This window comes from Paenibacillus sp. FSL H7-0442 (genome assembly GCF_038593105.1).
Lineage (GTDB): Bacteria > Bacillota > Bacilli > Paenibacillales > Paenibacillaceae > Paenibacillus > Paenibacillus polymyxa_D.
The window spans coordinates 3,016,626-3,031,063 of sequence record NZ_CP151963.1; the positions used below are offsets into that span (position 1 = coordinate 3,016,626).

15 protein-coding genes are annotated in these 14,438 nt (G+C 44.9%); 2 read left to right on the top strand and 13 right to left on the bottom strand.

Annotated elements, in window-relative coordinates:
• Positions 1–133 precede the first annotated feature (133 nt).
• Positions 134–937 carry an MBL fold metallo-hydrolase gene (locus MHH57_RS13025; protein ID WP_029517508.1) on the bottom strand — a complete coding sequence of 268 codons (804 nt, stop codon included), beginning with the start codon at positions 935–937 and terminating at the stop codon, positions 134–136.
• A gap of 126 nt (positions 938–1,063) precedes the next feature.
• Complete coding sequence (locus MHH57_RS13030) at positions 1,064–1,360, bottom strand: hypothetical protein (protein WP_023988878.1); 297 nt, start codon at positions 1,358–1,360, stop codon at positions 1,064–1,066.
• 162 nt (positions 1,361–1,522) lie between these two features.
• Between MHH57_RS13030 and MHH57_RS13035 the strand changes: the two genes are divergently transcribed.
• Positions 1,523–2,755 carry an aminopeptidase gene (locus MHH57_RS13035; protein ID WP_342434190.1) on the top strand — a complete coding sequence of 411 codons (1,233 nt, stop codon included), beginning with the start codon at positions 1,523–1,525 and terminating at the stop codon, positions 2,753–2,755.
• Positions 2,756–2,828: 73 nt separating this feature from the next.
• On the opposite strand, the gene MHH57_RS13040 is transcribed toward MHH57_RS13035, so the two are convergent.
• The 11 genes from MHH57_RS13040 to MHH57_RS13090 all read right to left on the bottom strand — a co-directional run bounded on the left by MHH57_RS13040 (position 2,829) and on the right by MHH57_RS13090 (position 13,192).
• A complete protein-coding gene (locus tag MHH57_RS13040) occupies positions 2,829–3,320 on the bottom strand; it encodes a hypothetical protein (protein ID WP_342434191.1) in 492 nt (163 codons plus the stop codon).
• A gap of 154 nt (positions 3,321–3,474) precedes the next feature.
• Complete coding sequence (locus tag MHH57_RS13045; protein WP_342434192.1) at positions 3,475–4,593, bottom strand: glycerol dehydrogenase; 1,119 nt, start codon at positions 4,591–4,593, stop codon at positions 3,475–3,477.
• A 36-nt stretch (positions 4,594–4,629) separates the two neighbouring features.
• Positions 4,630–5,637, bottom strand: coding sequence for a biotin synthase BioB (bioB, locus tag MHH57_RS13050; protein WP_342434193.1), 1,008 nt, complete (start codon positions 5,635–5,637; stop codon positions 4,630–4,632).
• A 203-nt stretch (positions 5,638–5,840) separates the two neighbouring features.
• Positions 5,841–7,175 carry a hemolysin family protein gene (locus MHH57_RS13055; protein WP_081317589.1) on the bottom strand — a complete coding sequence of 445 codons (1,335 nt, stop codon included), beginning with the start codon at positions 7,173–7,175 and terminating at the stop codon, positions 5,841–5,843.
• Between the two features lie 355 nt (positions 7,176–7,530).
• The gene (gerQ, locus tag MHH57_RS13060) at positions 7,531–7,986 is read right to left on the bottom strand and encodes a spore coat protein GerQ (RefSeq protein WP_029517502.1); all 456 of its coding nucleotides are present in this window, start codon (positions 7,984–7,986) and stop codon (positions 7,531–7,533) included.
• Between the two features lie 52 nt (positions 7,987–8,038).
• Complete coding sequence (locus MHH57_RS13065; protein WP_029517501.1) at positions 8,039–8,461, bottom strand: cell wall hydrolase; 423 nt, start codon at positions 8,459–8,461, stop codon at positions 8,039–8,041.
• Positions 8,462–8,582: 121 nt separating this feature from the next.
• The gene (locus MHH57_RS13070; RefSeq protein ID WP_340932305.1) at positions 8,583–9,332 is read right to left on the bottom strand and encodes a glucose 1-dehydrogenase; all 750 of its coding nucleotides are present in this window, start codon (positions 9,330–9,332) and stop codon (positions 8,583–8,585) included.
• A gap of 135 nt (positions 9,333–9,467) precedes the next feature.
• Entirely contained in the window at positions 9,468–9,863 is a 396-nt protein-coding gene (locus MHH57_RS13075) for a DUF2500 domain-containing protein (RefSeq protein ID WP_013371386.1), read from the bottom strand.
• Between the two features lie 188 nt (positions 9,864–10,051).
• A complete protein-coding gene (locus MHH57_RS13080) occupies positions 10,052–10,234 on the bottom strand; it encodes a hypothetical protein (RefSeq protein ID WP_029517499.1) in 183 nt (60 codons plus the stop codon).
• Between the two features lie 153 nt (positions 10,235–10,387).
• Entirely contained in the window at positions 10,388–11,638 is a 1,251-nt protein-coding gene (locus MHH57_RS13085; RefSeq protein WP_340932307.1) for a YCF48-related protein, read from the bottom strand.
• A 162-nt stretch (positions 11,639–11,800) separates the two neighbouring features.
• A complete protein-coding gene (locus MHH57_RS13090) occupies positions 11,801–13,192 on the bottom strand; it encodes an amino acid permease (protein ID WP_069011782.1) in 1,392 nt (463 codons plus the stop codon).
• Between the two features lie 232 nt (positions 13,193–13,424).
• Here MHH57_RS13090 and MHH57_RS13095 point away from each other — a divergent pair, with 232 nt between their 5' ends.
• Positions 13,425–14,354 carry an L-lactate dehydrogenase gene (locus MHH57_RS13095; RefSeq protein WP_069011779.1) on the top strand — a complete coding sequence of 310 codons (930 nt, stop codon included), beginning with the start codon at positions 13,425–13,427 and terminating at the stop codon, positions 14,352–14,354.
• Positions 14,355–14,438 lie beyond the last annotated feature (84 nt).

Here is a 14,438-nt window from a genome sequence, read left to right on the forward strand (position 1 = left end):
AAATCCTCCTTGATGAAATGACGATGTTTAATGAAAGCGTTTAGCTTTTGGCTTGACTATACCATGCTGAGCAAAAAAATTCCACGTCCACAAAAAAAACGATGCCCCGCAAGGCATCGTCCTTCACACATGACTACACATAACGTCCTTGTTTGGGTACAGCCATGTGCTCAAAATCTCCTGCCAGTCGCTCCAGCTGATATGTCAGCTCAGTACCATGCATGTAATGACCATGTCCTGTAACTGCAATCTCAGGCTTTAACTTGGCCAGCATTTCCACCGAGCGCTGCGCAGCTTGCCAATCTGTTGTAAAATACGCAGGAGGCCCGTGTATTTCTTTTTCCTGTAAAATAACGGCCAGTACCGATTCCTGTTTCACCGTAATAAAAGCGTCACCGGCCACCATTAACCTTCTTCGCTCATGAAAAAGCGATACATGACCAGGAGTATGTCCTGGCGTATGCAGCCACTTCCAACCAGGGGCACCAGGGACACTGCCATCTTGGGGCAGGGAGGTGATGCGATCATCGAGATCTATAGCATCATTGGGGTATAAGAAGGAAATGCCCGACATTAAACCTCCCCCTACACTAGGGTCAGGTTTTTGATAATCCTTCATTCCCGTCAAATAAGGTAATTCCAAAGGATGTGCATAAACAGGTGTACCCCAATGCTGTACCAACTCAATAACCGAACCCACATGGTCAAAATGACCATGTGTAAGCACAATAGCGATCGGAGGGCCAGTGAACCGTTCCTCTGCCAGGCGTATAATCGAGTCTGTAAATCCTGTCATCCCCGTATCCACCAGCACCCAGGAACGGCTTCCCGGCTCCCCAATAAAACACATATTTACAAACAGCGTCCGTAAGCTCAGGAGATCGGGAGCAGCCTCTTCATTTGCCGTCATTCCTTCGGTGAACAGATGATTTGCCAAAGCTTCACCCTCCTATTCACATGGAATTTACTGTTAATATCGACCTTTAGGCTTCCCCCATGTCAGCAGATTATGCGGACACTGCTAAATATAATCCGCTTGTCACGAAAATAGACCATGTTTACATTACTCGGGTAATTTGCTCCATGCCGTATCTAGCAAATAGTCGAATAAATCATCGTTCTCTTCAATCCAGCTATCCATTTGCAGCATCTCTTCCTCCACCCGTGGCTCTCCCGCAAAATGGAGACTGTAATCCCATTCCTTTCCCCTTTTACTGTGGAATGTGATTTCATATACAGAACTCTGCCCGTCTACTCCAAATACCACTTGGCCCAAATAAGCACCATTCTCATCTCTTGTCATTTGTGCCTGTTGAATATGTACTTCTTTCACTTCCTGAGGTGAATTTTGCTCTGTCATTCATCTATCCGCCCTTTCATTTTCACTAAATAGTACCAAAACTAATTTGTGAACCTTTTCGTTACATTGTACAATATATAAGCTATGTGTGGAATTTGCAAAAAAACTGTGCAAGTTACCCAAGCCTTATTTAAGGCTTTTCGTGAAATGGAGGAAAGTTACATGTCAGATTTTCAACAAAAATTGCAAAAATATGCCGAGTTAGCCGTTCGGGTCGGCGCCAATGTCCATCCTGGACAGACACTCATCGTTCATGCACCAATTTTATCCGCCGAACTCGTGAGACTTATCGTCAAATCAGCGTATACTGCCGGAGCCAAGCTGGTTACAGTAAAATGGAGTGATGAGACCATTACTCGATTACAGTATGAACTAGCTCCTGATGAAACTTTTAATATTGCTCCCAAATGGTACGCAGCCGAAATGACTGAAGAGGTCGAAAATGGCGCAGCTGTACTGCATGTCATTGCAGAAAATCCGGATTTGCTTCAGGGGATTCCGTCCAGCCGAATTACTGCTGCTCAGCGCGTGCGGTCACATGAATTACGTCAATACCGCGAATATCAAATGGCCGACAAATTCAGTTGGTCTCTGATTGCTTATCCTTCTGCAGAATGGGCTGCCAAAGTATTCCCTGATCTGCCAGCTTCCGAGCAAATGGATAAACTGTGGGATGCCATTTTCAGCACCGTGCGTGTGGATCTGGATAACCCCGTGGAGGCATGGAAAGAGCATTTGAAAAACCTTTCCAGCAAATCTGATATTTTAAATGCCAAACGCTATAAAAAGCTGCATTATCTGGCTCCAGGCACAGATCTCACCATCGAATTGGCAAAAGATCATCTGTGGGTAGCGGCTGAAAGCGTCAACCAACAGGGACATACTTTTGTAGCCAATATGCCTACTGAGGAAGTGTTTACAGCTCCGCTTAAAACGGGAGTGAACGGTAAGGTCAGCAGCACCAAGCCACTTAGCTACAGTGGAAATATCATCGACAACTTTTCACTGACTTTTGAAAATGGACGTATTGTCGATGTTCAGGCAGAAACCGGTTTGGAAACTCTTCAGCATCTCGTAGAAATGGATGAAGGTTCACACTACCTGGGTGAGGTTGCTCTTGTACCTCACAAGTCACCTATCTCTGATAAAAATATTTTATTCTATAATACGTTGTTTGATGAAAATGCCTCTAACCACTTGGCCATCGGTAATGCTTATGCATTTAACCTTAAAGGCGGCAAGGATATGACTCAAGAGCAGTTGGCTGCCAACGGCCTGAATTCCAGTCTGACTCACGTCGACTTTATGATTGGTTCAAGTGAAATGGACATCAACGGCGTTACTGAGGACGGTACTGAGGAACCTATCTTCCGTAAAGGAAATTGGGCGATCTAACACGGCAAAAAGGCTCTCACCGCTTCATGCGTGAGAGCCTTCTTGCTTCAACCTTAGGCTAAGTTGATCTATTTTACAACGTGTTAATCCAAGAATTCGCTGCAATTCCAAAAACAATTTGTATCACGCTGATGATGAAAAAGACAATAAAGCAATTTACAACTCTTCGATTGGTGGTTTGATGCATGGATAAAGATGATTTCACGTAAAACATGCTGCCCAATATTCCTATACACACACCGAAAATCCCCGAAAATAGCAATCCTATAACCAAGCTGACCACGACAAAAGCCCCACTCCAGCCCGGAACTTTACTCACAGGAACATAAGGTTGATTGGACCCAAGATATACACCGTCCACAGCTAAATCCGCTTTGTTGCCAATGACAACAACATTTACAACTTTTTCTTTCAATTTAATAGGAAAATCAATCAAGTTCAAAAATGCATTCTGGCTTTTAACCTTCTGCTCGCTTCCATTCACAATAATTTTCCCGCCAGTTAAGCTACGCTTGTACTCAATAGTATATTGAATACCTTGATCTTCTACATTCCATTTTGCCATCGCTAAACTCCTCTCAAATTTTAGGGGAGCCATAAATATACTCCCTGCATTTCCTGATTATGTACCATAAAAATCATAACATAAGTTGCAAGTTAAATAATGGAAAAAAGGCCGATGATCAGCGGCCTTTGAATCTACTTTATTTCGTATGGGGTTAGTTTCTATGTCCAATTTTAGCCTTATAGGCAAGTGAATACTGGTCAGCCGCTAAAATTGCATCAAGCACATCATCCGCTGTGACAGCAAATGGTAGATTGTGAGCAGTTTCGCCTTCTTTGGTAGCAGCCTGAGCTACCCGGTACAAATCCTCTCGGGAAGTTTCCTGTAGCTTAATGTCTTCCAGCGTGACAGGCAGATCGAGTTTTAGATAAAAGTCAATATACCGCTCCACCTCGGACAAAGGTCTTTTTTCCAAGACAAGCTGGACTAAGGTGCCAAAAGCTACCTTCTGACCGTGAGTCAGGTGATGAATGTCTCCTTCCAGAACGGTAAAACCATTGTGAATCGCATGTGCGCCTGCCAAACCGCCGCTTTCAAAGCCCAAACCGCTTAGCAACGTATTCGCCTCCACTACCGCTTCAAGCGCAGGTGTGACGACTTTGCGTTTCACGGATTCGTAAGCCTGCAGTCCGTAATCGAAAAGAACTTCCTCACACTTGGACGCAATGGCTTCTGCCGCCAAGGTTGGCAAACCACCAGCCATTGTCGTTGCACGAGCTTCAATGACCGCACGGGCTTCAATCCACGTCGCCATGGCATCTGCAATACCTGAGGAGAGGAACAAGGGCGGCGCTTGAGATATGACTTTTGTGTCCACCAGGATTAGGCTCGGATTTTTACTGAAAAAGGAATACGTATCAAATGCACCCTCATCGGTGTACAAAACAGATAGTGCACTAGTAGGGGCATCTGTAGAAGCAGTCGTTGGAATAATCACAACTGAGGAACCGAGTAGTTCATTTACAGCTTTAGCGGTATCCAGCGTTTTACCGCCACCTACACCAATGACAATGTCGACCTGGGCGCTTCGTCCTTGATCCACAATACGGTTGACTTCATTTTTGGAGGCTTCCCCTTGAAATTCAATTTTAACCGCCGTAATATCAGCCAGTTCCAGACTTTTTACCACGCGGTCGGCTGCAATCTTCCAAACCAGCTTGTCCGCAATAACCAAGGCAGTATGGCCTAATGGCTTAACATACTCACCTGTTTTATCAATCACATTTTTCCCTTGCACATATTTACCTGGACTAATAAATACTTTTTCGCTCATTGTTTAACTCTCCCTTCCAAGTTTGTACAATTTCTATTATACGGCTGAAAAGGCACACATCTCAATTTCAAAACCAAGATCTTCAATCATTTGATGATCAAATGTGACCTCTTGGCCTTCTGTCGTTAAATAATCTCCAACAAAAATTGAATTCGCTGCATACAGGCATAACGGTTGTAATGAGCGTAAATTCAACTCTCGTCCACCTGCAACGCGTATTTCTTTGGATGGACAGATGAATCGGAACAGTGCCAGCACTTTCAAAGCTTGGATAGGTGATATTCGCTTTGCTCCCTCCAATGGGGTTCCGGGGACTGGATTCAAGAAGTTAACCGGAATAGAGTCAGCATCCAACTCCCGTAAGGCATAAGCCATTTGAACGATTTCCTCATTCGTTTCCCCCATCCCGATAATAACGCCAGAGCATGGAGACATTCCGTGAGATTGTGCCATTTTCACAGTTTCGACGCGTTGATCGTATGTATGTGTGGTTGTAATTGAGGGATAGTTGGCCTTACTTGTATTTAAATTATGATTGTATCGATGTACCCCAGCCTCTGCCAACCGCCGTGCCTGATCTCCCTTGAGAATCCCTAAGCAAGCGCAAATTTTGAGTGGCATTGTGTGAGTAATTTCTTGTACAGCCTCAATCACCTGATCCAGCTCCCGATCTGTTGGGCCCTTGCCCGAAGCTACGATGCAATACGTCCCTGCTCTCCGTGCTACTGCTTCCCTAGCTCCAGCCAACAGTGATTCCTTGTCCAACATACTATACTTGTTCACAGGCGCCGTGGATACGATAGATTGTGAGCAATAACCGCAATCCTCTGGGCACAGGCCACTTTTGGCGTTCATGATCATGTTGAGCTTTACTTTTTTTTCGTAAAAATGGTGTCGTACTTGAAATGCAGCTTGCATAATCGGTAATAACTCCTCATCATCAGCTTCCAGTACCGCTATACCTTCTTCCAGCGTAACATGGCTACCATGTATCGCTTTTTCAGCCAACGAGCCCCATTCTATAACCTTGTTTTGTAAATTCATACTTCTTGCCTCCCAAAATTTAATGATCATGTAAATGGATAAAATTTTCAGCGTAGAGGAAATTCCTTTCTTATTGTCAACCTAAAAATTATAATTAGGTTGACAATAACACGAACATCATATCAATTCATGTCCTTTCTGTAAAGAAGACAAATTAAAAAGCGACCCCACATCTTTCAAGGTCGCTCTCCAAATTTATTCCGTTATGAGACTCCTGCTTCTTCCACGACGAAAGGCTGTTTTATCAGCCGAATACGTGAAATCCGCTTGTTTTCAACCTCTTCTACCGTGAACATACATCCCTCAAACACTACAGACTGGCCAGGCTGTGGGGGAATAACCTCGACATGTGAGTATAGCCAACCCCCTACCGTATCATAATCCTCATGATCAAGATCCAGTCCAAAGCGGTCGTTCACTTCATCAATTAATAACATGCCGTCAATGGAAAATTCCTCGTCATTAATCTGCTCACAACTCGGACGTTCCTGATCGAACTCATCCTGAATTTCACCAACGATTTCTTCCATAATATCTTCCAGCGTTACCATACCCGATGTACCGCCATATTCATCAATCAAAATTGCGATTTGCGTCTTGCTACGCTGCATGCGTTTGAGCAGATCACTAATTTGTGTAGATTCAGGGACAGCAAGAATCGGTCGAATCATCGTACGGGTATCCAGTGTGTTCGCCCGCAGAAGGTCCTTAATATGGATAAAGCCGATAATATGGTCCTTATCTTCGGCGCAGATTGGATAACGGGTTCTCATGCTTTCCGTCGCAATCGCGAGATTTTCTTCTGTGGACTCATTACTGTATAAGCAGATCATCTCAGTTCGCGGAATCATGATTTCCCTGGCGGTCGTGTCGGTAAAATCAAATATATTATCAACAAGCGCCAATTCCGTATTATCAATTAGTCCGCTCTTATTGCTTTCTTTCATCAGAATACGTATTTCATCCCCCGTATGCGCGGAATCATCATTTTCGGATACCGGCTCCAGACGGAATAAACGCAGCAGGCTGTTCGCCATTCCATTTAACGCCCATATGAATGGATACATCAACTTGTAAAACCAAGTCATCAGCATGGCTGAATACAGCGTAATGGTCTCAGATTTACGAATAGCTATCGTTTTGGGCGCCAATTCACCCAACACAATATGCAGAATCGTAATGACAATAAATGCAATAACCACGGCAGTACCGTGCACATATACCGCTCCTAATCCAGCGGCTGTAAATACAGGTTTGATCAAATGTGCGATGGCCGGCTCTCCGATCCATCCTAGTCCCAACGATGCTAGTGTAATACCCAACTGGCAGGCAGACAAATAAGCGTCCAAGTTGTGTAACATATTGGCGGCGTATACGGCCTTTTTATTGCCCGCCTCCACCAAAGTCTCAATACGGCTGCCTCTGACCTTCACCATGGCAAATTCCGCAGATACAAAAAAACCATTCAATAGTACTAATGCAAAAACAATAAATAAGTTAAACATACTCGGTAAAGGGTCACTCAATATGCTCCCCATCAGCCGTCATTACGGCAGACAGGCGCACCTCCTTCGGATAGTTTCATCATAGACAGAACGATAACACATCATAAGCAGCGTCAACTTCCCAACACATTCACTCCTTCCGGCTTCCAAAGCCATATTCCGCATAAATGATTAGATTATTCATCAGCTTATATTTAATTATATAACTATACTCTATACAGTCAAACCACAAGCAATGTCAGAAAAAACAGCTCCACTATCATTTAGGTCGTAAAGCTCTCGTTTTCGCCGCTTACCACCAAGAAAGCTACTATATTTGAGAAAGATTATAAACAAAATACATCCCCTGCCGTCTGGCAGAGGATGTAGACTCATATATATAAAGGCATCAGCGAACCGGGGATGCACCCGGATTCCCGATGACGCCGGGATATTGGTACAACAATGGCTCATCAAAAGTAGCATAGTCCAGATTCACCATCAGCAAAATCGTCCGCTTGCCCGTAGCCGGATCACTGATAATAATGTGGTCACGACCCGCTGCTTCCAGAATACCTTTGAATATTTTCGCATTCCATTCCCGGTTATTTTCATACGTCATATAAAAGGTACCTGTTTTACCCAAGTTCAAGCGCAAAATGTTTTCAATATATGATTGCTCAAATTGTGGAGTCTGGCTCTGTACCACCATACCAGCCGGTGTCATCGCACTACCGCTGTTAACCTGAGGGGGGAAGGTGCTGATGGGCTGCATAGTTCCGACCGGATTCATCCCTCTGGGCCATTCGGGATACCCGCTACCAGCAGGATAAGAAACAGGACGGTAAGCTTGCTGTGAAATCATGTAAATTCCTCCTAAAATGGTTTTAAATTATTCAAACTCATGTTGAAGCGTTCTAATAGACGGCAGGACAATCCTGTACAGACGGGCTAAAAAAGCAATGGGCTTTAAAACGTCCGGTATTGGTCTGGTTATACCAGGTGTTCGGACAGTCTCCTGCCGGTCTGAAAAACCATAATGCATTGGACGCCGGGCGTATTTTTTCCCCATTAATGACACGACGGGCAAGACGAATGTCACGGTCACGGGCTCTTTGATAAAAGTACCCCTTTTGGGTAGCTTCAAATCCGCCTGGACTTTGAAACACCATATCGTTCATAAGGCGAATCCCCTGAAAATCCAGACAATTGCCCAAAATCCTATTTACTCCGACATTGCCAACCATGAGCATCCCCTGCTCTCCTTCTCCTTCGGCCTCTGCCCGCATCAATCGGGCGAGTGTCCTTACATCCTCTGAGTTGGTCTTGATTACAGCCAACGCGTCCCCTCCTCGCTTCTCCATCACATACCCTATCATATGGTACAAATGCCCAATGGGTGACAGTCCAGAAAAACAAAAAAAATAGCCCCAAAATTGGGACTACTCATTTAGGCTTTTACTACGGCTCGTAAATCATTTTACGCGTCATGCCACCATCTATTACCAGATTCGTACCAGTTACAAAATCATTGCCGGGTTGTGTCAAATACAGACAGGCCCGTGCGATGTCCTTAGGGATTCCTACTCGCCCAGACGGATGCTGTTGATGGTCTTCTGTACGCAATTGCTCATAATCCCCGGTTTCAATCCACCCTGGACTGATGCAATTGACCTGAATCCCGTCCTTTCCTAGTGATATGGCCATCGCGTGCGTAAGGGCCACAATGGCTCCTTTGGATGCCGCGTAGGCTTCTGTATTCGGCTCTGACATGAAAGCTCGTGTAGAGGTCATATTGACCACAGAGCCACCTTCTGCGTTTCGTTTCATCACCTTAGCTGCTTCCCTAGTGGCAATAAAACAGCTGCGTACGTTAGTATTCAAAATGTCATCCCATTCTGCTAGCGTTAACTCATATGGAGATTTCCATTTGGATACGCCTGCGTTGTTAATTAGCGTATGAATCGTGCCGTATTCTTCTACCGTGGCACGGATTAGCGCCACAATATCTTCTTCCTTTCGTACATCACAAGGAATAAAAATGGCCTGATAGCCCTCGTTCCGGGCTACTGCAGCGGCTGCGGCACCCTCTTCCTCATTGTAGTCCGCAAATACAACATGGGCACCCTGAGCAGCGTAGGCAAAAGCGACCTCTTTCCCAATGCCATGCGCCGCTCCTGTTACAATAACAACTTGTCCCTCAAATGACACGAATCATTCCTCCTCTGAACTACTCTGTTCTAGTATATATGTACCAAAATGTGCTGAACAAGAAACATCTACAGCCCCCTACCCTGGTTTCTTACAGAAGGCTGTAAATGAATCCAAAAATAATTAGACTGAATTCTACATTTTAACCTGTTCCAAGCTATAGCGATTAAGACGCTGAAACCCGATATACCTTGTACCCTGAAAAGTAAGCCGTCCCTCATCCCCTTCAGCGCATTGACCATATTCTTCCCCAGATACCTTAAACTCCATCCGGTCGCCACTTTCCACTTCGAAGGTTACGTAATAGAAAGTATAGGTGCGAGTCCCTTGTTCCTCCTGCCGCCTCTGTTGGAGATGTGTCCTTCTGGCCGTAATTCGGGAACCGACCGTCAGTACAGGCTGCCTTTTATTCCGACTCCATTCCATGACTTCCCTGCCTGCAGACAACACGACAATACCCAACACGACAACGAAAAATACGGGCAGTACCGTGCCCAGCCAATCGAACATCCATAATGATTCAAAACCCATGCACCGCACTCCTCTCCGCCAGGCATTCCACAGGGAAACGACCGGGCATCCTGACCTCACCTAAGCTTTCCATAACAGTATATGTATGTTCCTGCCCAAATTTGATAGCAACCCTCAAGAACGCCAAGAGCCCCCACGGAATAATCCGGGAGGCTCAAGATATGGCGATATCAGAATGATTCATTGATTTACACATGTACAAGCTGGAGATAACGTTGTGTTTCATCCAGAGCTTCATGATCTTCGTCTTCAGCGTAACGCTCTGCACACTGCTTGCAGTCCTCTTCAGTCGTGCAACCATAGGCATCCTGGCAAGTATAACAAAATTGTAGGTAGTATTGGGTTAACATATGATCCTGATTCGCTCTCATGATTATCACTCCTATCGTTGTTTACAGGTTTAGTATAACAGCGGCTTATTCGTTAGTTTGTGATTTTTTTCACATATAGTCGTATAAAATTTAAATTTTTTAAAAATAAAACGCCCTGAGAAAAATACCCCAGGGCAATCACCTTTATAGCGATTATAAAATTCTCCAGTTCGCACCGCCGTCCGTCGTTTTCAGCAGCAGTGACTTCTTGTCATCAAGGCGTTCCAGAAGCAGCCAACCCACCGAAGAAGAGGCGAAACGGAGCTTGACCGATCGTGGGTAGTCTTTTAGCTTCAAGGGTAGCACTTTGTTGCCTGTGAGACTTGTCCACGTCTTCCCCCCATCCAATGTACGGGTCAATCCGGTTTCGGTTATGATCCACCCTTCCTTTTCGTTTAGAAACGTACGGTCAGGGATAATAGAATTAATGTTGCTACTCAGACCCAAAGATACATCGCTCCATTGGGCCCCTGTATCATTTGTAAACAGTCCATTATATTTTGTGCCGTTAACCCCAGAGCAAAGAACTGGAATCCAATACGAGGTACTGCTCCCTTTCAGAGACTGCTGGGCTTCTGCTTTGGCCTGAGGGCAGCCCTGAATTCTGTTAGCTACCGGCGTCCAGGTTTTCCCTTGATTCAAAGTCTTGTACAACTTAACACTGTTATCTAGATTGATCGCTACAAATCCCTGCTTGTTGGAAGAAAAGCTCATCCCGGCCAGACTGCCCCGATCGGGTAAACCTGAGCCTGATTTGTTGGATGTCATACCAGAACTTTGCGCAACTTTATTCCACGTGGCTCCACCGTCAGTGGTGTGATACAACAGTTTTTGTTGATCCTGCTCATTCAGTTTTACATATGCCATGATCCAGCCAGTAGTTGGATTTACATATTGGATCGAGCTCACATGATCCCCGCTTGGAAGCGCTGAAACATCCCAGCTCTGTCCTCCATCTGCTGTTCTCAGAATGACGGTTGCTGTTTTGTCCAAATTTTGGCGGACAACCCAACCGTGACGCGAATCAGTGAAACTGATGTCCTTTCCATATTCAAGTTTGTCTTGAAATTGGACGTTTTCGGAGGGGGAAATATTATTCCATGTCTTTCCGCCATCATGAGTATCATAAAGTCGGAGCTCATTATGGGTAACTCCCCAAACTAACCCTTTATTATTATCAATCAAATGAAAATCCGCTATTCGCGTCTGAACTACATATTTGGCGTTGGGATCGCCCACCTTTGGAGTCACTGGTGGATTAATAGTAATCGTCTGACCCTGATCATCAGGTTCCTCAATCGGAGGTTTTGTTAACGTTTCTGGGGCTTCAGCAGAACAGGCAGTCAGCAGAATACCTATCAGCAGTAGTACTCCCCCCAAGAGCGCACGCCAGCGCAGTTTCATATAAAAATCCTCCCTCGATGGCATGCTGTAATCACGTGCCAAAAGCTTATCTGAAACAGAATTATACCATAAACGCCTCTATGTGACACATTTCGCGTAATGACAAAAAAAACCGGCCCCTTCACAAAAGTGCAGGATGCCGGCTTTTTATACTAAAATTTATTAGGATTTACGGTTCAACAAACTTTTGTGGTATCCATAGAAGAAATAGATCAGCAATCCAAGCAGGAGCCACACAATGAATCCAATCCAGGTGCTAATATGAAGCTGAAGCATCAGACCGATGCAAACCAACGCACTTAAAAGCGGGAGCAACGGAACCCACGGCACAGTAAAGCCTCTTTTCAAATCAGGGCGTTTCTTGCGCAGAACGATAACCCCTACCGATACCACAGCAAAAGCGAACAGGGTTCCAATACTCGTCAAATTGGTCAGTGCATGTAACGGGAACAATCCACTAGCCAATGCGATAATACTACCTACCAGCCAAGTGCTTCGAATCGGTGTTTGAGTTTTGGCATTTATTTTAGATAAAAAAACGGGTAAAAGACCATCACGTGACATGGAGAAAATCAACCGTGTTTGACCAAACAACAGCACCAGTAAAACGGTGGTCATCCCCGCAATCGCTCCGACTGAAATCAATCCGGCTACGAAATCCTGATGAATAAAACGGAGGGCAAACGCAACAGGATCACTTACCCCCAACTGCGTATAAGGTACCATTCCCGTTAGCACAACTGAAACGGCAATGTACAATACCGTGCAGATCGCAAGAGAAGAAATAATGCCGATGGGCATATTCCGCTGCGGATTGCGAACTTCTTCGGCTGCAGTTGAGATGGCATCGAAACCCAGATAAGCAAAAAATACGATTGCCGCAGCACTCAAAACACCAGAAAATCCATAAGGCAAAAATGGTGTCCAGTTGTCAGGCTTAACATAAAAGATACCGATTGCAATAAATAGCAATACAACTCCGACTTTAACACAAACCATTATTAAATTGAATCGAACCGTCTCCTTGGCTCCGAGACTCAGTAACAGTGTGATGAGCATAATGATGCACACGGCTGGTAGATCAATAATGGTTCCCTTGGTCGAATCGAAGGCTGCGGTTAAAGCCAGCGGTAAATGTATATCAAATCCAGCCAGCAAGCCTTGAAAGTATGCAGACCATCCACTACTCACAGAGGCGGCCGCCACTCCATATTCCAGAATCAGGTCCCAACCCAGTACCCAGGCCAAAATTTCTCCAAATACAATATAACTATACGCATAAGCGCTCCCAGCTGCGGGAACTGTAGATGATAGCTCCGCATAACATAAGGCTGCTAGTACGCAGGCAATACCTGCAATAACAAAGGAGAGCATCAATCCAGGACCTGCATTTTCTGCTGCTGCCTTGCCAGTAATAACAAAAATCCCGGTACCGATAATACATCCTACACCTAGCATGGTGAGATCAAAGGCACCCATTGTTCTCTTTAAGTGACCTGTAGATCCGCTTTCCTCATGCGGGAGCAGTCCTGTTTTTTTTCGAAATAAGTCCATATGCCGAATCCTCTTTCCATAATTTCATACGTCAATATCGGTGCTGCAACGCTTTAGTGCGTGTTCTTATCATTCGATTAATTATTAGCGAGCTCGCCTTTGAAGTCAAGGAAAAATGTCATATTTCTTTGCGGTGGGTAAATATATACGGTACACTAAGTTGGAAAGATAAATTTTTAAGTAATACCCCAAAATGAAAAGGTATACAACCCGAGAAGGAGATGAGGATTTTATGAGCTTAAAACCTTACAAACGAAGTAGAGTGGCCATTGTCGGCATGGGAGCGGTTGGCACAACAACCGGCTATACCCTACTACTGCGCCAACGCATGTCAGAACTTGTCTTTATTGATGTCAACGTCAAAAAGGCGAAGGGGGAAATGCTCGATATGAATCATGGGCTTCCCTTTCTCGGTGGTGTCAAAGTGTGGGCGGGTGATTATGAAGACTGCCGTGATGCAGATATCATTATTGTTACAGCAGGCGCTTCACAAAAGCCGGGAGAAACGCGCATTGATTTGCTGAAGCGTAATGCCGAAATTTTTGAAAGTATTATTGATAATATTGTCAAGGTCAATACACACGGCATTTTGCTGATCGCAACCAATCCAGTGGACATTCTCTCCTACATCTCTTGGAAACGCAGTGGTTGGCCTTCAAGTAGAGTCATTGGATCAGGAACGTTGCTGGACAGCGCACGCTTCCGCTATTTGATCGGGAAGCAAAAGGGCATCGATCCACGAAGCATCCACGCTCATATTATTGGAGAACACGGTGACTCCGAGTTACCTGTATGGAGCACAGCCAACGTTGCTGGAACTCCGCTTGAACTGGGTGAAGAAACGAAAAATGAAATTTTTGAAAATACCAAGAATGCTGCCTATGAAATTATAGATGCTAAAGGCGCAACTTCTTATGCTATCGGGCTGGCTCTCGACCGAATTGTAGCCGCCATTCTCGGAGACGAGGGGTCGGTACTTAATGTGTCCACCTTGCTGGAAAATTATAACGGAGTATCTGACGTATATTTAGGCGTTCCAAGTATCGTAGATCACAATGGAGTACGTGAAATTTTGGATCTTCCGCTCAATGACGAGGAACGTGCAAAGTTGCTTCAATCTGCGGACAAGCTGAAAGATCAAATTAGCAAAGTTCATGTGTAGATCGGGAACATAAAAGCTAAACAAAACTGGCCTCCACAGCGGTAATATCCGTTGAGAGGCCAGTTTTTTAGTCGTTATAATGTA